At 70.2% G+C, this 18,121-nt stretch carries 30 protein-coding genes; 20 read left to right on the top strand and 10 right to left on the bottom strand.

The genetic code is table 11. The features are described from left to right. Nucleotides 1-46 precede the first annotated feature (46 nt). The 16 genes from ACIOHC_RS11340 to ACIOHC_RS11265 all read left to right on the top strand — a co-directional run bounded on the left by ACIOHC_RS11340 (nt 47) and on the right by ACIOHC_RS11265 (nt 7,482). Complete coding sequence (locus ACIOHC_RS11340; RefSeq protein WP_401842532.1) at nt 47-502, top strand: HNH endonuclease; 456 nt, start codon at nt 47-49, stop codon at nt 500-502. After that, nucleotides 502-1,470, top strand: coding sequence for a hypothetical protein (locus tag ACIOHC_RS11335; protein WP_401842530.1), 969 nt, complete (start codon nt 502-504; stop codon nt 1,468-1,470). Before ACIOHC_RS11340 ends, ACIOHC_RS11335 begins: the two co-directional genes overlap by 1 nt. Next, nucleotides 1,470-2,087: a hypothetical protein gene (locus ACIOHC_RS11330; RefSeq protein WP_401842529.1), complete on the top strand. Its 618-nt coding sequence runs from the start codon at nt 1,470-1,472 to the stop codon at nt 2,085-2,087. The genes ACIOHC_RS11335 and ACIOHC_RS11330 overlap by 1 nt, the downstream gene beginning before the upstream one ends. Continuing rightward, nucleotides 2,084-2,308 carry a hypothetical protein gene (locus tag ACIOHC_RS11325; protein ID WP_401842528.1) on the top strand — a complete coding sequence of 75 codons (225 nt, stop codon included), beginning with the start codon at nt 2,084-2,086 and terminating at the stop codon, nt 2,306-2,308. Before ACIOHC_RS11330 ends, ACIOHC_RS11325 begins: the two co-directional genes overlap by 4 nt. After that, entirely contained in the window at nt 2,305-2,475 is a 171-nt protein-coding gene (locus ACIOHC_RS11320) for a hypothetical protein (protein ID WP_401842526.1), read from the top strand. The genes ACIOHC_RS11325 and ACIOHC_RS11320 overlap by 4 nt, the downstream gene beginning before the upstream one ends. Then, entirely contained in the window at nt 2,472-2,675 is a 204-nt protein-coding gene (locus ACIOHC_RS11315) for a DUF6011 domain-containing protein (protein WP_401842525.1), read from the top strand. Before ACIOHC_RS11320 ends, ACIOHC_RS11315 begins: the two co-directional genes overlap by 4 nt. Next, on the top strand, nt 2,675-2,947 hold the full coding sequence (locus ACIOHC_RS11310; RefSeq protein ID WP_401842523.1) for a hypothetical protein: 273 nt from the start codon (nt 2,675-2,677) through the stop codon (nt 2,945-2,947). The genes ACIOHC_RS11315 and ACIOHC_RS11310 overlap by 1 nt, the downstream gene beginning before the upstream one ends. Nucleotides 2,948-3,044: 97 nt before the next feature. Further along, on the top strand, nt 3,045-3,416 hold the full coding sequence (locus tag ACIOHC_RS11305) for a DUF4326 domain-containing protein (protein ID WP_401842522.1): 372 nt from the start codon (nt 3,045-3,047) through the stop codon (nt 3,414-3,416). A gap of 83 nt (nt 3,417-3,499) precedes the next feature. Continuing rightward, on the top strand, nt 3,500-3,778 hold the full coding sequence (locus ACIOHC_RS11300; protein WP_401842520.1) for a hypothetical protein: 279 nt from the start codon (nt 3,500-3,502) through the stop codon (nt 3,776-3,778). Next, nucleotides 3,775-4,584, top strand: coding sequence for a hypothetical protein (locus tag ACIOHC_RS11295; RefSeq protein WP_401842518.1), 810 nt, complete (start codon nt 3,775-3,777; stop codon nt 4,582-4,584). The genes ACIOHC_RS11300 and ACIOHC_RS11295 overlap by 4 nt, the downstream gene beginning before the upstream one ends. Further along, nucleotides 4,581-4,781, top strand: a complete 201-nt coding sequence (locus ACIOHC_RS11290; RefSeq protein ID WP_401842517.1) for a hypothetical protein — start codon at nt 4,581-4,583, stop codon at nt 4,779-4,781. Before ACIOHC_RS11295 ends, ACIOHC_RS11290 begins: the two co-directional genes overlap by 4 nt. Further along, nucleotides 4,778-5,143: a hypothetical protein gene (locus ACIOHC_RS11285; protein ID WP_401842516.1), complete on the top strand. Its 366-nt coding sequence runs from the start codon at nt 4,778-4,780 to the stop codon at nt 5,141-5,143. Before ACIOHC_RS11290 ends, ACIOHC_RS11285 begins: the two co-directional genes overlap by 4 nt. Continuing rightward, nucleotides 5,140-5,763 carry a hypothetical protein gene (locus ACIOHC_RS11280; RefSeq protein ID WP_401842514.1) on the top strand — a complete coding sequence of 208 codons (624 nt, stop codon included), beginning with the start codon at nt 5,140-5,142 and terminating at the stop codon, nt 5,761-5,763. The genes ACIOHC_RS11285 and ACIOHC_RS11280 overlap by 4 nt, the downstream gene beginning before the upstream one ends. A 21-nt stretch (nt 5,764-5,784) precedes the next feature. After that, entirely contained in the window at nt 5,785-6,060 is a 276-nt protein-coding gene (locus tag ACIOHC_RS11275) for a hypothetical protein (RefSeq protein ID WP_401842513.1), read from the top strand. An 87-nt stretch (nt 6,061-6,147) separates the two neighbouring features. Continuing rightward, a complete protein-coding gene (locus ACIOHC_RS11270) occupies nt 6,148-6,924 on the top strand; it encodes a hypothetical protein (RefSeq protein WP_401842511.1) in 777 nt (258 codons plus the stop codon). 21 nt (nt 6,925-6,945) lie between these two features. Then, nucleotides 6,946-7,482 (top strand): 3'-5' exoribonuclease domain-containing protein, encoded by a 537-nt coding sequence (locus ACIOHC_RS11265; protein WP_401842509.1) that lies wholly within the window; start codon nt 6,946-6,948, stop codon nt 7,480-7,482. A 167-nt stretch (nt 7,483-7,649) separates the two neighbouring features. Here ACIOHC_RS11265 and ACIOHC_RS11260 read toward each other — a convergent pair whose 3' ends face one another. The 5 genes from ACIOHC_RS11260 to ACIOHC_RS11240 form a co-directional block, all read right to left on the bottom strand. Further along, nucleotides 7,650-8,660: a protein-L-isoaspartate O-methyltransferase gene (locus tag ACIOHC_RS11260; RefSeq protein WP_401842508.1), complete on the bottom strand. Its 1,011-nt coding sequence runs from the start codon at nt 8,658-8,660 to the stop codon at nt 7,650-7,652. 84 nt (nt 8,661-8,744) lie between these two features. Continuing rightward, nucleotides 8,745-9,158: a lasso peptide biosynthesis B2 protein gene (locus ACIOHC_RS11255; protein ID WP_401842640.1), complete on the bottom strand. Its 414-nt coding sequence runs from the start codon at nt 9,156-9,158 to the stop codon at nt 8,745-8,747. A 5-nt stretch (nt 9,159-9,163) separates the two neighbouring features. Beyond that, complete coding sequence (locus tag ACIOHC_RS11250; protein ID WP_401842506.1) at nt 9,164-9,457, bottom strand: PqqD family peptide modification chaperone; 294 nt, start codon at nt 9,455-9,457, stop codon at nt 9,164-9,166. Further along, entirely contained in the window at nt 9,441-11,276 is a 1,836-nt protein-coding gene (locus tag ACIOHC_RS11245; protein WP_401842504.1) for an albusnodin/ikarugamycin family macrolactam cyclase, read from the bottom strand. The genes ACIOHC_RS11250 and ACIOHC_RS11245 overlap by 17 nt, the downstream gene beginning before the upstream one ends. A gap of 159 nt (nt 11,277-11,435) precedes the next feature. Then, nucleotides 11,436-11,564, bottom strand: coding sequence for a lasso RiPP family leader peptide-containing protein (locus ACIOHC_RS11240; protein ID WP_179180899.1), 129 nt, complete (start codon nt 11,562-11,564; stop codon nt 11,436-11,438). 198 nt (nt 11,565-11,762) lie between these two features. Between ACIOHC_RS11240 and ACIOHC_RS11235 the strand changes: the two genes are divergently transcribed. Further along, nucleotides 11,763-13,139 carry a hypothetical protein gene (locus tag ACIOHC_RS11235; RefSeq protein ID WP_401842502.1) on the top strand — a complete coding sequence of 459 codons (1,377 nt, stop codon included), beginning with the start codon at nt 11,763-11,765 and terminating at the stop codon, nt 13,137-13,139. 82 nt (nt 13,140-13,221) lie between these two features. On the opposite strand, the gene ACIOHC_RS11230 is transcribed toward ACIOHC_RS11235, so the two are convergent. The 3 genes from ACIOHC_RS11230 to ACIOHC_RS11220 all read right to left on the bottom strand — a co-directional run bounded on the left by ACIOHC_RS11230 (nt 13,222) and on the right by ACIOHC_RS11220 (nt 15,236). Beyond that, nucleotides 13,222-14,397 carry a UDP-N-acetylglucosamine--N-acetylmuramyl-(pentapeptide) pyrophosphoryl-undecaprenol N-acetylglucosamine transferase gene (locus tag ACIOHC_RS11230; protein ID WP_401842500.1) on the bottom strand — a complete coding sequence of 392 codons (1,176 nt, stop codon included), beginning with the start codon at nt 14,395-14,397 and terminating at the stop codon, nt 13,222-13,224. A gap of 63 nt (nt 14,398-14,460) precedes the next feature. Further along, a complete protein-coding gene (locus ACIOHC_RS11225; RefSeq protein WP_401842498.1) occupies nt 14,461-14,673 on the bottom strand; it encodes a hypothetical protein in 213 nt (70 codons plus the stop codon). 167 nt (nt 14,674-14,840) lie between these two features. Then, nucleotides 14,841-15,236 (bottom strand): hypothetical protein, encoded by a 396-nt coding sequence (locus ACIOHC_RS11220; RefSeq protein WP_401842496.1) that lies wholly within the window; start codon nt 15,234-15,236, stop codon nt 14,841-14,843. A gap of 227 nt (nt 15,237-15,463) precedes the next feature. Between ACIOHC_RS11220 and ACIOHC_RS11215 the strand changes: the two genes are divergently transcribed. Together ACIOHC_RS11215 and ACIOHC_RS11210 are read left to right on the top strand one after the other, a co-directional pair. Further along, the gene (locus ACIOHC_RS11215; RefSeq protein WP_401842494.1) at nt 15,464-16,129 is read left to right on the top strand and encodes a hypothetical protein; all 666 of its coding nucleotides are present in this window, start codon (nt 15,464-15,466) and stop codon (nt 16,127-16,129) included. Nucleotides 16,130-16,442: 313 nt separating this feature from the next. Next, the gene (locus ACIOHC_RS11210) at nt 16,443-17,177 is read left to right on the top strand and encodes an HNH endonuclease family protein (protein WP_401842492.1); all 735 of its coding nucleotides are present in this window, start codon (nt 16,443-16,445) and stop codon (nt 17,175-17,177) included. A gap of 71 nt (nt 17,178-17,248) precedes the next feature. On the opposite strand, the gene ACIOHC_RS11205 is transcribed toward ACIOHC_RS11210, so the two are convergent. After that, nucleotides 17,249-17,377 carry a hypothetical protein gene (locus ACIOHC_RS11205; protein ID WP_401842490.1) on the bottom strand — a complete coding sequence of 43 codons (129 nt, stop codon included), beginning with the start codon at nt 17,375-17,377 and terminating at the stop codon, nt 17,249-17,251. Nucleotides 17,378-17,580: 203 nt separating this feature from the next. On the opposite strand from ACIOHC_RS11205, the gene ACIOHC_RS11200 reads away from it, so the two are divergent. Continuing rightward, entirely contained in the window at nt 17,581-17,892 is a 312-nt protein-coding gene (locus tag ACIOHC_RS11200) for a hypothetical protein (protein WP_401842488.1), read from the top strand. A gap of 1 nt (nt 17,893) precedes the next feature. On the opposite strand, the gene ACIOHC_RS11195 is transcribed toward ACIOHC_RS11200, so the two are convergent. Next, nucleotides 17,894-18,121 carry a hypothetical protein gene (locus ACIOHC_RS11195; RefSeq protein ID WP_401842486.1) on the bottom strand — a complete coding sequence of 76 codons (228 nt, stop codon included), beginning with the start codon at nt 18,119-18,121 and terminating at the stop codon, nt 17,894-17,896.

Here is an 18,121-nt window from a genome sequence, read left to right as displayed (position 1 = left end):
CCCGGGCCCACCACCCGCACCACCACGACCGTACGAGAGAAGCCAGATGGCCACGCTGAAGATCGACTCCCGAACGTTCTCCCACCCCAAGGTCACCATGGCGGGGAACGCTGCGGTGGGTCTGTGGGTACGACTGGCCAGTTGGGCCGTCCGCTACCACCCCGGCGACTGGCGCGTGCCGCAGGACGTCGTCCGCTCGTACAGCACACCGGCGCAGGTTCGGCGACTTGTCGCCGCTGGCCTGGCCCAACCGGTCTCCACGGGCTACGAGCTGGACGCCGAACTGCTCGGATGGTGCCGCAGCGAACCGCGCGCCATCATCCCGGCCGAGCAGCGGCGCCGCATCTACGAGCGGGACGGCAACGCCTGCCTGCGCTGCGGCACGAGCGTGGATCTCACGCTCGATCACATCTACCCGTGGTCCCTCGGCGGCGCGGACACGGACGAGAACCTTCGGACTTTGTGCCGCCCCTGCAACAGCAGCAAGGGGGCGAAGGTCTGATGCCGTGGGTCCGACTCGATGACCGCTTCCCGACGCACCGCAAGGTCGCGCTGCTGTCCGACCGGGCGTTCCGGCTGTACGTCTCCGCGCTCTGCTGGGCCTCGGAGAACCTCACCGAAGGGCGCATCCTCGACCGCGAGTTGACACTGGTGGCCCGCATCCGCGGCCCGAAGACCGTCGCGGCTGAGTTGGAGAGCGCCGGCCTGTGGGACCGGACCGAGGACGGGTGGGAGATCCACGACTACCTCGAATACAACCCGGACCGGGCCCGGGTGAAGGCAGACCGGGCTGCCAACGCGTCTCGGCAGAAGGCGTTCCGGGACCGGAAGAAGGCCGAACGCGAAGCCGCCCGTAACGGGGAACATAACGCGTCGCGTAACGGCGTTACGGATGAGCGCGAAGAAGCGCCCGGCGACACGAACGAAGCACGACGGCGACACGACGGCGACACGAACACGTCACGAAGCGACCCGACAAACAACACGTCATCGCAGGTCAACGAGGTTCGTAACGCCGTTAGTAACGCTGCCCCGTCCCCGTCCCCTACCCAGGTACTTCCTTCGGAAGTACCTCCTCCCCCTACCCCCTCGTACGACACCCCCGGCGCGGAGGTCGCAACCGTCTCCGGAAGAGGGGAAGTTCAGCCGCTCATCGACGCCATGGGCGCTCGGCAGATGCGCGTCTCCTGGTCCTTCAGCGCAGCCGAGTGGCTCGAACTCCGCGACGCCATCCGCCGCGTCGGCGTACCCGCCCTCGTCGATCACGCCGCCCGCTCCTGGACCGCCGCGAAGAACACCCCTTACAGCGCCCGGTACTTCCTCGCCGGCTGGACCGGCCTCCAGGACGCCCCGCAGTACACCGGCCCCCGCTCCCTCACCGCCGGGCCCCCGAGCAAGACCACCGAATACCTCGAAGACATGGCGGCCATCGCCGAAGAACTCCGCCAGAGAAAGATGGGAGGCGCCTGATGGAACCCGAGCAGATCCCCCAGCTCATCGCCGAAATCGCCCTCGCCGACCCCCGCGTCCGGCGCGAGGACCCGAAGGAACGCCGCGCTCAGATCCTCATGTGGGCCGGGATCCTCGCCGACGTCCCCTACGACTACGCCGTCACCGCCGCCCACCGGCACTACGCCAAGTCGACGTGGCCGATCCTTCCCGCCGACATCGCCACCCAGTGGGCCGCGACCGTCCGCGACCGCATGAACCGCGACGTCGACCCCGCCCCGCCCGTCGACCCTGACAACGAAACCGCGTACCGGCGCGCCCTCGCCGCCCGTCGGCGCGCCGTCGCCACCGGGCAGCAGCCGCCCATCGAGCACAAGGCACTCATCTCCGGCCCGGCCGCCGAAGAAGTGGAGCGCCGCATGGCCGCGCTCGGCAGCTACATGCCGCCGTCCGTCCGCGAAGCCCTCGCCGAAGACCGCCCCACCGAAACCGGCCGAACCCCACACCTCGGCCTGGCAGTCCCGTGCCCGCACTGCCGGGCTGCAGCTGGACACCGCTGCACCATTCCGTCCACCGGCCGCCGCATGCCTCACGCCCACCCTTCCCGCATCGACGCCGCCATGGAGGCCGTCGCATGACGCACCGGTGCCCGCCGAACTGCCACCGCTGCCCCGACCTCGACGACGACGTCATGCCCCGCTGCATGGGCACCGCCGCCAACCAAGGCACCGCCGCCACTGCACGGCTCCTCACCTGGTGCACCTGCTCGGCGAACCGGGCCCTGCCCACCGAGGACAGCACCAACGCCCGCATAGCCGCACTCGAAGCCCGCATCGCCGAACTGGAGGCCCGCGCGTGATCCCGATCCCGCCGGCCGCTGTCGTCGTGATGCTTGCCGGGGCCGACGACTACCGCACCACCACCCCGCCCGAGCAACAGACCCTCGCCGGGATGCTCGACCGGATCGAGGAGTTCCTCCTCAGCTTCGACTACACCATCCGGCCCGACCCCAACGAGACCACGTGACCCCGTCGTGCCGGGTGTGCGGGCGCCCACTTCGCTCCCAGGCATCCAGGGCCCGAGGAGTCGGCCCCACCTGCCACAGGCGCACACGCGGGCACACAGCACCTCGGACGGCCGTCACGCACACCGAGCCCGAGATCAATCCCGAGCAGATCGAACTGCCCTTCCCACCCATGCAGCACGAACTCACCTGGAGTACCTGATGGCCGAACCGCAGCCCGTCGAAGGCCGCTGCACCCGCTGCAAGCAGCCCCGCGCGCTCTTCCCGTACAAGCCGCTCCACAACTGCGTCCGCGACATCGGGCCGGTCGACCTTGCCGAGGCCGCCATGCACATCGCGTGGATCGAGGACAACGGCGACCGCTGGTGCACCGCGCTTGTCGAACGCCGCGCTCAGCTGCACCTGCTCTGCGTGCGCTGTCACGACCGCGAGGCCGCCGACGAGCAGCACTTCATCGACACCGTTCTCGACTGACCACCCCGTGACGCGCAGCTGGACGGCCCCGCCGGTAACGGGGCCGTCCGCCACCAGCACACCACATTCCGCACGACGAACCCACCTGGAGGACCTGATGCCGACCCGTATCCAGCGCCGCCGTACCAAGGGCTGGCGGCTGCCCGACAGCGCTGTGATCGTCAGCCGCCCCAGCCGCTTCGGTAACCCGTTCACGATCCAGCAGGCCACCGACGCCGAGATGGGTAACCCGCGCAGCGCCGCCGCCTCGGCGTACAGCGAGTGGCTGCGCGTCGGTACCGCAGGCGGCTGGTTCGAGGAGACCTACCGGATTGGCAAGCAGACCTTCGATCGGCGTCGCGTCCTTGCCGAACTCCACCTGCTCCGCGGCAAGGACCTCGCGTGCACGTGCCCGCTCCCCGCCGACGGGCAGCCCGACCACTGCCACGCCGCGGTGCTCCTCGAACTCGCCAACGCACCCACCCCGTGACGCACAGCTGGACGGCCCCGCTGATACCGGGGCCGTCCGGGACCAGCACACCACGCCCCGCCACCCACACACAGGAGGACCCCATGACCGCCACACCCGCCACCGCCGCTGACTTCGTGACCGTGGACTGCTTCGACGTCCAGCTCGACAACGGCGAGAGCCTCAAAGCCCTCGCCGTCGGCGACTACCTCGACCTGACCGAGCCTGCCGCGGGCATGCAGCCCGGCACTTGGCAGGTCGTTGCCTACCACGGCGAGTTCCAGGACCAGGCCGCCATGCGCCCGGTGTCGACCGCCGAAATGCTGGAGCTGCGCCGGGCCGAGGCCGAGAAGCACGCCGCGATCTTCGGGGGCAACCGATGACCGACACCACACCCACCCTCGCCAGCGAACTCCGTGCCGCCGCCGAGATGCTGCGCGACAAGGCCACCGCCGCGATCCACGAGGGCCGCACCACCTGGTCAACCGGCAACACCCTCGGCAGCCGCAGCCCCGTCGTCCTCGACGACCCCGAGCTGCCGTCCGTACTCATCGAGACCTACGCCGCCCGGCTGGAGCGTGTGAACTCGTACCTGGCACTCCTCGGCCCGGCCACCGGCCTCACCCTCGCCGACTGGCTGGATGCGGCGGCCGACGGCCTCACCATGGGCCGCATCCACGGCACGAACCTCGTCATCTGCGAGTCCTGCTGCGAGGAAATGCCGCGCCATCACATCCGGCCCGCCCTCGCGGCGGCCCGGCAGATCCTCGGCACCACCGAGACCGCGCCGCACGCCTGCGACAACTGCGACGGCATCGACCCGACCAGCTGCCTCACGAACCCCAACCGGACCGCGCCGTCCGTGGCCGAGTTCGAACTGCGGGGCACCGCCGAGATCCGGGCTGCCGCGTTGCGCGAGGCCGCCGACGAGATCGCGGGCATCGACTTCCACCCGAACGCCCGCGCCCGCTCCCTCGACATCGCTGCGGGACTTGCGCGCCGCCTCCGACACATGGCCGACGAGGCGCAGCCGGAGACCGAGGCGCACCAGCACGTATGGGCAACCGTCCCCGCCAGCGGCGCTTATGGACGGCTGATCGGCCACACGTGGACGTACTGCGGCATCTGCGGCCAGCCGTCCGCCACCAACCAGCCGGACGACGACGCCACCGAGGAGCCGACCCGATGAGCGACCGCCCGAAGATCACCGCCCTGTACGCCGAGCACGCCAGCCCCGAGAGCATCCGCATCGAGATCAAGAAGGCCCGCGCCGCCCGTGACCGGTGGCAACGACATGTCGATGGCCTCGCCCGCCTGCTCGACACCCGCCTCGGCCAGATCGACGCAGGAACCTGGCCGCTCGCCGCCGAGGAGTCGACCCGATGACCCATCCCACCCGCGGCCGCGAAGTGTCCGCTGCCCTCACCGAAGCCCGCACTGTCCTTTCCCGAGCCGAGTCCGCGCTGTCCCACCTCGACGGCCCCACGGAATGGCTGTACGAGCTCGACGGATGCACCCCACTCGACGATGCCAACGGTGACTGGATCCGCGCGTACGACCCCGACCACGACGAGCTTGTCCGTTCTCTCACCGCCGTGATCGCGCTGCTGGAACCGTGGCAGCGCACAGGCCGGCCCGAAGGCACCGAGAAGCAGCGACAAGCCGCCATGCGCGGTATTCCGTGCGCCTGCGGGCGGCTCTGGGCTGGACGCATTCCTGCTGGACACATCAAGGAGATGAACCGATGACCGACCGCATTCCGTTGGATCGCCTGACCAGTGATCAACTCGACGCCCTGTATGACCAGATGGAACGCACCACAGCCCACGTAGCGGAGCTGGAGCAGGCGCTGACCGACGCCGACGGCGAGTACGACGACCTCGCCGCGCACAACGATCGGACATGCGAAGCCGTCGCCGGACGTGACTGGGCCGAGGCCGCCATCGAACGCGTGCGGGCCATCCACCGCCCCGTCGACTACCGGCACACCCGGATCTGCGTCGAGTGCTCCGACTACGGCGGCAGCAGCTGCGACAAGGGCATGCGCGAGTGGCCCTGCGCCACTACCGAAGCCCTCGACCAGCCGCAGCAGCCCACCTGCGGCTGCGGAGAGTCCACCGCCCCGCGCGTCGTTCACCGCCCCGACGGCCCGTGCCACATGGACGAGCAGCCCACCACGGAACTCCAGGCCCGGCTTCAGGCCGCCATCGAACGCGTGCTGTCGCCGAAGGGCATCCGGGCCGCCGCCGAGGCAATCAGCGATCAGGCCCTCACCCACCTCGGTCGCGACCTCGGCACCATCCACGTCGAGCGAATCGCCGAAGCCGGGCTCCGCGCCGCCCTCGACGAGCAGCAGCCCACCGCCTGACCCACCTCGACTGGAGAACCAATGCCCCCGCTCGCCATCAACATGCTGCACAGCGCCCTGCTGGGCGGCCTCGCAGCAGCCGCCATCAACGCGATCTGGATCGTGGCAACCGGGCACGCTGCCTCACCCGCAACGACCCTCATCGTCGGTGAGGCCGTCTGGATCGCAGCCTCTGCCACCCGTGCGATCCGCGCCCGCAAGCAGCGGCAGGCCCTTGAAGCGGCGTACCAGATGCCCTCCTTCGGCGAGGGATTCCAGCCGCCCCACCGGCCGTCGGCCAACCCCGAGAAGCCCTGACTTCCTCCCCGGGGAACCCGCCCGGCCGCCCCGTGCCACGCAGGGGCGGCCACGGCGAACCTCAACCGCCGCGAACTGGAGAAACCCGTGCACGACCCCAGCATCTGCGCCGAGTACTCGACCCACATCACCGAGAAACAGCCGGTCGGGCCGTGCGTGCTCCGGCCCGGCCACCTCGGCCGCATCCACCAGGACATGCGCGGCGTGCAATGGGCCACCCGACCAGACAGCACCCCGAGCCGTTCGGCTACCTGCCCGAACGGTCCTACCGGAGAGCATCAGTACAACGAGGGCAAAGGCAGTGCCGAGAGCAGGACCTGTGATCACTGCGGAGCAGGCGGATGCTGCGTCCCCGGCGCGCCAGTGGAGTACTGCGGCGTCCTCTCTTCGTCGATCTTCGGCGAGGCGCCCGCCGAGTGTGTGCTGCGCCCCGGTCACTCCGCCCGCCATTCCGACAACCGCGGCGGTCGCTGGTGGCACACCCCGGACGAGGCCGTCACAGGCTCCGACTCCGTTGATGAGCTGCGGGCCCGGCTGCATGCCGCGATCCGGGCGATCAGCCGCGGCGAGCAGGAGATCGTCGAACTGCGCCGCGACAACACGCAGCTGCTCGGCGAGCAGGCCGCGTGCATTGCCGCAGAGCAGCAGCGTGACCGCGTGGCCGCGACTTTGCGGAAGGTCCGGGCCGAACTCCATACCCGGGACGAGGCGCTGGCCAAGCAGCGCAGCGCCTGCCAGCGAGCCCTCCGGAACGTGTGCGCTGTCCAACGCATGCGGGACCTCGCGAACCGCTGGTACGGGCAGGGAGCCCCTGCCACCAGCTACGCCAGGGAACTGCTGGCCACCCTCGACAACGCCGCCTGAACACAACGAAGGAGAACCGACATGCGAATCTTCTACGACACCGAGTTCCTCGACGACGGCCACACCATCGACCTGATCTCCATCGGCATGGTCGCCGAGGACGGCCGCGAGCTCTACGCCGTGTCCTCCGAGTTCGACCAGACCGCCGTGCGCCGCCACGGCTGGCTCATGGCCAACGTCTGGCCGTCCCTCCCCGTCACCAAGAACCCCGCCGGGCAGCGCGGCATGGACCGCCTGGACGTCACCCACCCCGACGTCCGCCCGCGCGCCCAGATCGCCCGCCTGGTCCACCAGTTCATCACCGATACCCCGGCCCCTGACCTGTGGGCGTACTACGCGGCCTACGACCACGTCGCCCTCGCTCAGCTCTTCGGCCCGATGAGCGATCTGCCGCCCGGCGTCCCCATGCAGACGGACGATCTGGTCACCGAGGCCAAGCGGCTCGGGCTCACTCCGGCGGATCTCCCGCCCCAGCCGGGCGGGCTGCACAACGCCCTTGCTGACGCTCGTCACAACCTCGTCCGGGCCCAGTTCCTCGACGAGGTTGCCCGGACCTAAGCACGGCGGTGGGGCGCCCCTGCTGTCTGGCCGGACCGGCGCGCCCCACTCGGCGAGGCCGCCGTCGAACGCATGCGGTCCTGGCTGTAACGCGGTGGAGACGATGACGATATTGCCCGGAACGCTTCAAGCGTCCCGGGCAATATGCGTGAGCGGCAGCGGCCAGGCTACCGAGAAAGTCGCAGGTCCCAGCCGTCTCCGGTGTGGTTCAGGGTGGGGGTGTAGGTGGCGGGGGCGGGGCGGTCGGCCTCTTCCCACTGCTGGAGCCATTCGCGCAGGACGGTCAGGGACGGGGAGTCGGGGGCGTCGGCGAGGATCGTGCCGTCCTGCTGGATGACGGCGGCCGTCGTGGTGGTGGTGTGGCCGATCGACCACAGGTCCGGGCTCAGCCCGGCCACGGTGAGTCGGTGGTCGCCGCGGCTGGCGGCGAAGGTCCGCCAGGACGGCAGGTCGATTTCCGCACCCGCGTACGGCTCGGTGTGGGCGTCCTTCAGCAGCCGGCCCAGTGTGGTGCGGGCACCGGTGTGCAGGTGGTCGTCCTCGCCACGCCATGCGATGGAGATCCAGGAAGGGGAGGGGACGCGGTTCTCCCAGTCCACCCACCGGCCGGGCAGGTCGAGGTCGGTCTTGGGCGAGCTGGTGGCCTCGATGTACCCGCCGGTGAACACCTCCTCGGCCACCGGCTTGCCGCGGGTGACGCGGATCTTGGCGACGACGGTCATGTTGGGCACGGCCGCGATCGGGAGCGGGGCGACGATGAGGCCGCCGTCGACAACCTGGTCCACCCACGCCGTGGGCAGCAGCGGCGGGGTGCACCAGGCCACCATCCGGTCGTACGGGGCCCGCTCGGGGAAGCCGCCGGTGCCGTCGGCGACGTGGCAGCGGACATGGTCCACGCCGCGCTGGTGGTGGATGAGGGCCGCCCAGCGGGTCAGGTAGGTGTCGATGTCGAGGCTGGTGACCCTGCCCGTGGGGCCGACGAGCTCGGCGAGCAGGGCGCCGGAGTAGCCGGAGCCGGTGCCGAACTCCACGACGTTCATGCCCGTCTCGACGCCCAGCGTGGACAGTTCGCGGTGGATGACGGCCGGGTTCGAGCGGTGCGGGGTGGCGCCGCGGCCTTCGTGGTGGGTGTAGTGGCGCTCGGGGACGGTCTTGGCGGCCAGGGCGACGGCGGACATCAGCTCACTCCTTCGAGGGGTGCGGGTACACGTATTCGGTCAACTGCTCGGGGCGGGTGAAGGACACGGCGCCCGGCGGGGCGGTCAGATGGTCAGTGCGGTGTGGTGGTGCCAGCCTCCGCCGGTGTATTCGCCGACCGGGCCGTGTCCGGGCAGTTCGGCCCAGGCGTGGTACTCGACCGGCGGCGGGGCGAACCGCGCGCCGAGGCACCAGTTCAGGCGCCGCCCCAGGAGCGCGGCAGCCAGCACTGCGCCGAGGGATGTCTCCATGCAGGCGGCGCGGCCGGGCCACAGGTGGCCGGTGTGCCGTACGGCCGCAACCAGCGCCTCGGCCCGCTCCCGCGCCTGCGGTCGGCAGCCCGCCCTCCGTGCCCAGCGGACCATACGGACGGTGTACCGGAAGGGCAGCCGCAGCAGCACCAGGGCCAGCGCGAGACCGGCAGCGGCGGCCACGCGCTCGGGGAAGGTCCCGGTGCGGACGGTGGAGTACGCCTCCATGCTCGTCACCGCCACCACCCCCACCGGCGGCGACGGGCGGCCGACCCTGTGGTGGCGAGGCCTTGCGCGGTCAATGCGTCCACGACTGTACGGACGTCGGCGTCAGCCTGCCTGGTCTCGATGCCGTAGCGCTCCGCGTACTGCCCGGCGGCCTCTTCCCTCGTGTTACCCGCGAGCAGGAGCATCACGGCGGCGGATGCGGTCGAGGTCAGGTGCGTCCAGCGTCCGGTGCGCTCGTCCAAGATCGCGCCGCCCTCGTAGGTGAGCACCGGGTGGGCGCTATCAACCAGCTGCCACACGGGTGTTCACCTCCCACCAGGTAGGGGCGGTTGTGTCGACTTGGCGGAGCCAGACCTCGGCGGCGACCGCGAGGTGCAGAGCCCCCTGGGCAGTGGGCTGTCCGACAGCGGCCCGCGTGAGCATCCGCGCCACCGGCTGCTCGGTGGCCAGCCCGGCGGCTGCCAGCCGTGAGGACGGGCCGAGGAGATCGAGCAGGACGGGGGCGTTCTCCCGCAGACCCGCGTACGCGAGGGCGTTGAAGCCGCCCTTCGTCGTACGGGCGAGCACGAAGTCCGGCAGCACCCCGGCCCCGGTGAACGCCGTGGTCAGCAGCGGTTTGTAGCGGCCCGGGTCACCGCGCTGATCGGCGGGAACGGCCAGGCAGGCCCGGATGACCTCGTTATCGAGATACGGAGCGACCAGGTCGACGCCGTACTCGGCGGCCGCGATCTGACGCCAGCCGGTGGTGTCGGCACCGAGACGGGCCAGGTCCTGCCGGTCCGACCACGCGGCGAGGCGCGCGGGTGCGTCGTCCAGCTGGTCGGCGGCGGTGTCGAGGGCTGTGGCGAGCTGGTGGCGGACGTCGGGGCTCATCCAGTCGGCGGTGGCCAGCAGCGGCGTCCACGGCACCGGGCGGGATGCCTGCGGCACCCATTCCCGTACGGGGCCGCGCAGTTCGGCGGCCGTCTGCCGCCACGCTCCGGCCAGACCGGTCCGGGAGGCGGGGCGGGCCCGCCCGAGGACCGACCAGACGGAAGTGTGCCGCAGTCGGGCATGGCCGAGCGCGTGGAACCAGGCCCGGCGGTGCTGCCGCTCGCGCAGCAGATCGGCGAGGTAGGAGGACGGGGCGGACAGCACCGCGTCCCCGGCCGAACCGGTCAAGTGCAAGCCGGGCGATGCGTGGTGGGCGGCCACGGTGCCCAGTACGGCCCGTTTGATCGAGGCGGTGACGGCGTACGCGTTGGGCGCGTCGGTCACCGGCAGCCTGCTCAGGTCGTCCAGGCCGTCGTAGTAGACAGTGTGCGCGGTGCCCGCGACCGCGTGGTGGGTCAGGGTCGGTACCGCCGCGGCGGTGCGGGTCGCGTATGGGAGGTCGTCGTCGCGCAGGCGTTCGTCGGCGAACGTCACCGCGGTGACCGGGCCGCGCTGTGCGGCGAGGCAGGCCAGCGTGGTGGAGTCGAGTCCGGCCAGGTCGGCGCTGACCGGGCGGCCGTCGAGGCGGGTGGCGACGGCTTCGCCGAGCGCGGCCCGTACCGTCGCCGCGGCGACAGGCAGATCCACGCTCCCGTATTCGGCCGGCTCGAACCGCACCGTACGGGCGCCGGCCGGGTCGGCCAGCAGCAGGTGCCCGCCAGGCACCCGGTTGACGCACCGCAGGAGGCTGCGCTGCCCCAGGACGTCCGGCTGGGCCAGCGCGAGATGGGCGGCGAGCGCGGTCGGGTCGACCGGTGCCCCGTCGAGGGCGGCCAGGGCCAGCGCGGACGTCGCCCACCACAGCGTGCCGCCGTGGCTTCGCCAGTACACCGGGTGCTGCCCGGCCAGATCGCCGATCACTGCGAGCGTCGCCCCGTTGCGGGCGATGACCAGGTGGGAGCCGGGCCACCGGGTCAGCTCCCGCCACCGCCCGGCCCGCACCGACGGAAACCGTGCGGCGAGCTGGTCGTCGTCGGCCCCGCAGTCCCCGATCACGGCCAGCGACACGGGACCCTGGCTCACCGACCGCACCCCTCCCGTGGGCCAGCCCGCCGTCCATGCCGCCTCGACCCCGGGCACCGGGTGCCCGCCCCGGGGCCGTCTGGCTTCTTCCGTTGTTCCGTACCGTCCCGCGCTCCATCGCATCGCCGCCGTCTCCTTCACCGTCGTCGTGCCTGGTCAGGAACCGAAAAGAGGCGCCGGGCCCGCCCGTCCGTGCCCTTGCACAGGTATGGCGGGCCCGGCGCCTCTGGGCCGGGCCGGACGGAGCGGCGTGCACCCCGTCCGGCCCGGCGGACCCGAGGGTCAGGCGTTCTTGTACTGGGTGTCGTCCGCGGTGTCGAAGTTCTGGGTGCCCAGCGTCACCTCGACGACGTCGCCGGCGTCCAGCACGACCGGCGCCTGGTAGGCCGGGGTCTGCGTGGTGTGCTCCATGTCGGAACCTCCTTTGTGTCCCGTCCCTGGCGTCCGGGAGCGGACGCGCAGTGAACGGCGGTGCCCGTCCCGGCAGTTCAGCGGTCCGGGAATCCGGTCAGCTGTGCTGTCGGGCATGACCAACAGTCAACCGGCGGTGACCCTTCGTCGGTACGGTTGGGAAGGACGGATGGGTATACGAGGTATACGGGGGCGGTCATGGCTAAGCGCTTATCGAACGTCAGGCTGCGGGACGCCGTCGCGGAATCGGGGTGGACGTACGCCGCGCTCGCCGCCGCCGTCCGCCAGGTCGCCGCCGAGATGGGTGAAACTCTGCGGACGAACAAGTCGGCAGTGGACCACTGGATCGCAGGGGCGATGCCCTCCGGGCAGACCGGCCGCTACCTGACGATCGCCCTATCCCGCCGCCTGGGACGCACGCTGACCCCGGCGGATCTGGGCTTGTCTGTTCCGGCCGGCTGGGAGAATGAGAGCATCGGACTGTCCATCGGAGACGACCCGCTGGACGCCCTCATGCCGATCTGGAGGGGCGACTTGGACCGTCGAGGCTTCCTGTCCGGCGCCGCGTACTCGGTGGCGGCGGCCGTGCTCCCACTGGAGCACGTCGCCGATATCGCCTCCCGCGCGGCCAAGGCCCGCACCGGCGCCCGGGTCGGGCACGCGGACGTTGCCGCGGTGCGCGACATGGTCGCGATGTTCGCGGTGATGGACGAACGGCACGGCGGCCAGCACGGCCGATCCGCGCTGGTGCAGTACCTGATGTCGGACGTCGCGACCCTGTGCCGTGGCCGGTTCAGCTCCGAGGACGACCACCGTCACATGCTGTCCGCCGCTGCCGTCGGTGTTCACCAGGCCGGTTGGCGGGCTTATGACGGCGGGGAACAAGGGCTCGCGCAGAGGTACTACCTCCAGTCGTACGCCCTGGCCCATGAGTCGGGGATCACCGGGCACGACGCGTTCGTCATGAGGACCATGTCCCAGCAGGGCATGAAGCTGCACCGCCCGGAACACTGCTTGGCCCTGGCCGCATCCGCCGTCGATACGGTCCATGGGCGGGTCGATACCCAGACCGAGGCACTGTTCGCCGTCACCCACGCGCACGCCCTCGCCAAAGCAGGCCAGCGGCAGGAAGCTGTGCGTGAGGTCGAGCGAGCCCGCACCGCACTGGGGTCTGCGAAGGGTGACGACGTGCCGTTCTGGGCGCTGTCGTGGGGGCCGCCTGCCGCCACCGTTCACAGCCGGACGGCGAAAGTCTTCGAGACGCTCGGCGACCGACGCCGCGCTGCGGCGATGTACGGGGCGGCGGCGGCGAGCCGGCCGCCGGGCACCTACGCGCGGATCGTCGCCCTGGACCTGGTCGCGCAGGCCGAGCTGCAGGCCGCCGAGGGCAGCATCGAGCAAGCGTGCGCCACCTGGGGCCGGGCAATCGACCACATGGACGGCGTGCAGTCGGGGCGGACCCGCAAGGCCGTAGGCAACATGCGCCGCGACCTGTCCCGCTTCCGTACCCGCGGGCTGCGATGTGCCGCCAAGCTCGACGAACGCGCCCGTGACTTCCTAAGCAACCGCCGCTGACCCCATAAGCGCCTACGGGCTGACGGTCGGTGACGTACGCAGAGCTGTCGCCGATCGATACCCCCGTAGACTTGCCGCCGGTTCAGCCGGACGCGGCGGACAGGATCACGTCCACGAGCCTGTCCGCAGCGTCCGGCCGTCCGTGTGCCCGCGCCTGCTCCGCCATCGCATCCCGTCGCATGGGGTCCGTGAGGAGCGGGCCCACCGCGTCGCGCAGGCTCGCCGCGGTGACCTCGCCGATCAGAGCCACGGCAGCGCCGGCCTCCTCCAAGTGACGGGCGTTGTGCGCCTGCTCGTTCCCGGCTGAGGAGGCGAGCGGGATGAACACAGCCGGTTTACCCAGGGCGGTGAGTTCGGCAAGCGTGCCCGCGCCGCTCCGGGAGACCACGACATCGGCCAGGGCCAGGACGTCGGGGAGCTCCGGGCCAACGAATCCGGCAAGGTAGTACCGACCCGCCAACTCCGAAGGCAGGCCCATCGCGTGCTGCCGCAGGCCCTCGACGTTGGTCGGCCCGCACTGGTGGACGACGTTCGCGCGCTCCAGCAGCCACGGCAGCGCGTCCGCGACGATGTCGTTGATCTGCTGCGAGCCCTGCGCACCGCCGGTGACGTACACGGTCGGCAGACGCCGGTCAAAGCCGTGCAGATCAAGCGCCTCAACTGCCTTGTCCGCGTAACCGGTCAGCACCTCGGGGCGGATCGGATTGCCGGTGACGACCCCCGCGGCGCGCACCGATTCCGGCAGGAGCGGCAGCGACGACTCCGACGACACAGCGATCCTCGTCGCCGAGCTCGCGAGCTTCCGGTTGGCCAGACCCAGACGCACGGTCTGCTCGTGGAGTACCAGGGGGCGGCGGCACATGCGAGCGGCCAGTCCAGCAGGGACGGCCACGTAACCGCCGGTGGCGAGCACGACGTCCGGCCGGAAGTCCGCGACGATCTTCCGAGCCTGTGCCACGCCGAGCGGCACCCGGGCCATGTCCTTGACGTTGGCCGGCGACACCAGCTTGAGCGGGTTACTGGAGCGGCGGATCTTGCCGGTAGCGACCGTGGTAAATGCGATGCCCGCGGCTGGTGCGACGCGGGCCTCCAGGCCGTCCGCCGTGCCGATCCACAGCACGTCGAGCGTCCTGCCCTCGGCCGCCAGTCGGTCCTGCAGTGCGCGAATCGCGGTCAGGGCGGGATAGGTGTGGCCCCCGGTACCTCCTCCCGTGACGATCAGACGGAAGGGACGAGAAAGAGGGGAAGCACTGTTCACCCGGCGCACCCTACTGGCTGCTCTCACCCATGACGGCCACTTCAGACCGTTCCACGCAGCCCGTCACGCGGTCCACACGTCCGGGCCTCCACCGCGCCACTCGATCAGCCGGGACCGCTCAACCTCCTCCTCGTCCAGCCCCTCCAGCCCGGCCCGGCGTAAGAACTCCACCAAGTCGCCCAGGTCGTACGCGAGACCGAGGATCTCCCCGTCCACGCGCACCCGGCGCCCACCGGTCGGACTCGGCAGGGACACGATCACAGGGCGGACAGCCATACCCCCACCCTCCGCCGCGCCCTGTCCAGACGCACCCGGACACCGTCCGTTCAGGGGTGTTCAGCGACCCACCGCTGAACACCCCTGAACAACCGAGGCGGCAAACGACCCCCTGCCGTCACAGCGGCAGAGGGCTCAACGGCCCCACCAGGTGGGGCCGAGCCATGTCACGACGTGCCCGGATGCTCCCTGAACCACGCGACCATCTGCTGCAAAGGCTGCGACACCGCGAACGAATTCCCCTTCGCGCCCAGATTGTCCCGTCCGTAATGGTCGGCCCGCTTCTCCGCCAAGTCCACGAACGCGATCGGCTCCTCGTACTTCGCCGGGTCCTTCGCCTTCATCGCCGCCCGCACGTCCACCGCGGCCTTCAGCTTCGCTGTCACCAGGTCCTGGCACTCCGGCGCCGTCTCACACCCTGGCGCCGCCGCAGCCGAGCACGCGTCCAGCGCTTCTTGAACACTCATCACCGACGGCTTCGCCGACACGCTCGCCTTGCCGTCGCCCCCAGGGCGGCCGCCATCATCCGAGCTGCACCCGGCTGCCCCAAAGGCCAGCACCACGACAACAGCCCACCCCGACCCACGCGTACGTCTCATGCCGCGCAGAATGCCACCCAGACCGGGCAGTGGACCGTGTCGGCATGCCGCAATTTCCGCCTTCTCTGCACTAAAGGACGTCAGCCAGTAGGTGGCGGACCAGGCGGTGGCAGTCAGGCAGATGTCACCTCACGCGAGGCGGCGTGCGACCACCGATGTTCCCGAGGCCCACATCCGGCAGACTGCACACCATGAACGAACTCGACGGCAGTGGCGGGATCCTCAGCTTCCTGAACGCCTGGTACGGCTCGCCCGATCGTCCTGTCGATACGGAGATACCGGGCGCCGAGAGGCTGCCGCCGGCGTTGCGCGAGTGGTACGCGGTCACCTCGCGATACGCCCGGCCGATCCTGTTCAACCACAAGGTCTTCCCAGCAGACCAAGTGTGTGAGTACGAAGGTCTGCTCGTGTTCTGCATGGACGACTTCGAGTATCAGGAGTTCGGCGTCGCACCCGGTGACGGGGACCTTGTGGTGCACAACCGGGTGGTCAGCGGCGATGACCCGTGGGAGCCGCACGACGAAGGCCTGACACTGTCGCAGTTCCTGCCCGCGCTGCTTCTGCACGAGACTGTCGCGGCTGCCCGCCACACCGCCGCGGCCAGGGGACTGACACCTGATCAGTTCGAATTTCTGCTGGCACCTCTGCGCAGGCTCCCCGGCCCGGAGTTGTTCACCGCGCAGTACGCGGGCGAGGGACTGCTAGCCATCGCCTGGCCGAGCCGGGATCCCGAGGGCAGCTGGGCCATTGAGCTCGCCGCCCGAACCGACGGGCTGCTCACATACGCCGAATCCGTTCCTGGGGTGAAGTTCGGGCCAGGCGAGTGGTGTCCCGACAGCGGTGACCTCACTGCTTGACCGTGGTCATCAGATCCGACCCAATACGTAAGGCGCTGGACCTTCATGCCGCCGAATGGCTGCGCGCACGTTGTCCAACTGCATCTGGAGGTAGACCTCCAGGACACGTAGGCGCGGCAGGTCGGGCGGCAAATCGGTCATACGAGTCTACGTGGGGAGTAGCCGCGAGGCCGAAGCCCCCGCGCCCGTATCGTCGACTCCCGACCCCGAGGCAGGAGAGGGAGAACCGGCGTACACGTGACTGTCTGCCAACTGGCCGCAGGCGCTGTCATCATGATCGGGCACCAGCCCTGATCAGATGGAGTAGCAACCCGTGCACCTGCGCCGCCTCGGCCACCTCGCCGCAGCCCTTATTGCCGCCGCCGTACTCACCGCTTGCTCCATCGACAACACCGTGGAGGCCGACGCGAAGGCCCCCGCGTCCACGAGTACAGCCAGCCCCGGACGATCCGGCTCACCAGGTGGTAGCGCCGACAACGCCGGCCTGTCCCTGGCGGACGCGATCGCAACGCTCCCGGAGGCCGAGGAAAAGCGGGCCGGGTACAAGCGGACCAGCTTCCGCCACTGGATCGACGAGGACGGGGACGGATGCACGACCCGCCAAGAGGTGCTCCTGGCCGAGGCAGTGACCCCACCCGAGCAGGGCCCGCGGTGCGCACTCACTGGGGGTGAGTGGCTCAGCTACTACGACGAAGTAAAGGTCACCGACCCACGGAACTTGGACATTGACCACGTCGTACCGCTCGCCGAGGCGTGGGACTCTGGGGCGTACGACTGGACGCCGGAGCGTCGGCAGGCATACGCGAACGATCTCGGCGCCGAGCGCAGTCTCGTAGCAGTCACCGCTGCGAAGAACCGGGCAAAGGGCGACAAGGACCCGGCCGACTGGATGCCTCCGGCCGAGTCCGCGACGTGCACCTACCTCGCCGACTGGGTCGGCACCAAACTGCGGTGGGGCCTGTCTGCCGACAGCACCGAGCTCGCCGCACTGAAGAAGCTCTCCGCAGGCTGTAAGGACACCACCGTGAAGTACGAGAAGGCGGCCTAGACCCGAGACGTGTCCGGACGTGTCCGCCCACTCTGTCCGCAGACTGCGGGCGGACACGTCCCAGTGTCCGGTCAGCGCCGGTCGCGCCCTGACCTAGCCTCGATCTTCGCGATCTCCACGCGCGCCTTCGCGATCACTGCGGTGAGCGCGACGACACACACGCTTGCGATCGCGATGACCAGCCCGGCAGTTCCGCTCATGGTTCGGTCCTTCCACTCCTCGGTGGCCCGGCCCAGAACCAGCGGCGATGCTCAGGCTACGGCGCTGGCCAGTATCTGCTGATGTCATGCACCTCTCCGTCGGCCCGTACCTTCTGTCACGAATCGGTGACATGCCGCACGCACAGTCGGCGAGGCCGACAGGATCACAGGACCAATACCGGGATATCTATCTGGAGCAGTAAATGATCAAACGGATCGTGGGGGCACTGCTGCCCCTCGTCAGCTTCGGGCTGCTGTCATTCGCCCCGTTCTTATACCTTCTGATCACACGCAAGACCGGCCGCGACCGGATGCTGTTCGCCGTATTCACCGCTGCGAGCGTCATCGAGATCGTCCTCATCGCCGTTGTCGGGCGGGACACCACGGAAGGCACCGCCGACTTCCTTGTCGGCGTCTACATCGTCGTCCTGGCCATCGTCGCCGCGATCATCGCGCTCGTCGAACTGCGCCCCGGCAAGGAAACCGCGGCCATGCCCGGCCGCGCCTACCTGTGACCTACCCACACCACCCGATATCGCGTACCTCAATGCCATCGAGGTACGCGACGACGGTCACCCAACAGCTGCCCCCGAACACATCAGCCAACTCCTCACCCCCAGGTGCCGGCCACAGCTCAGGACACCGCAGGACATCGGCGATCAATGCCCGCACCTCGTCCCGCCCGTCGGCGGTGGGCAGTTCGGCCATGACCTCGGCGGCCAGCCACTCCAGCTCGACGTGCAT

The sequence above is a fragment of the Streptomyces sp. NPDC088252 genome (assembly GCF_044740965.1).
Lineage (GTDB): Bacteria > Actinomycetota > Actinomycetes > Streptomycetales > Streptomycetaceae > Streptomyces.
This window is presented reverse-complemented; position numbering and strand designations above follow the sequence as displayed.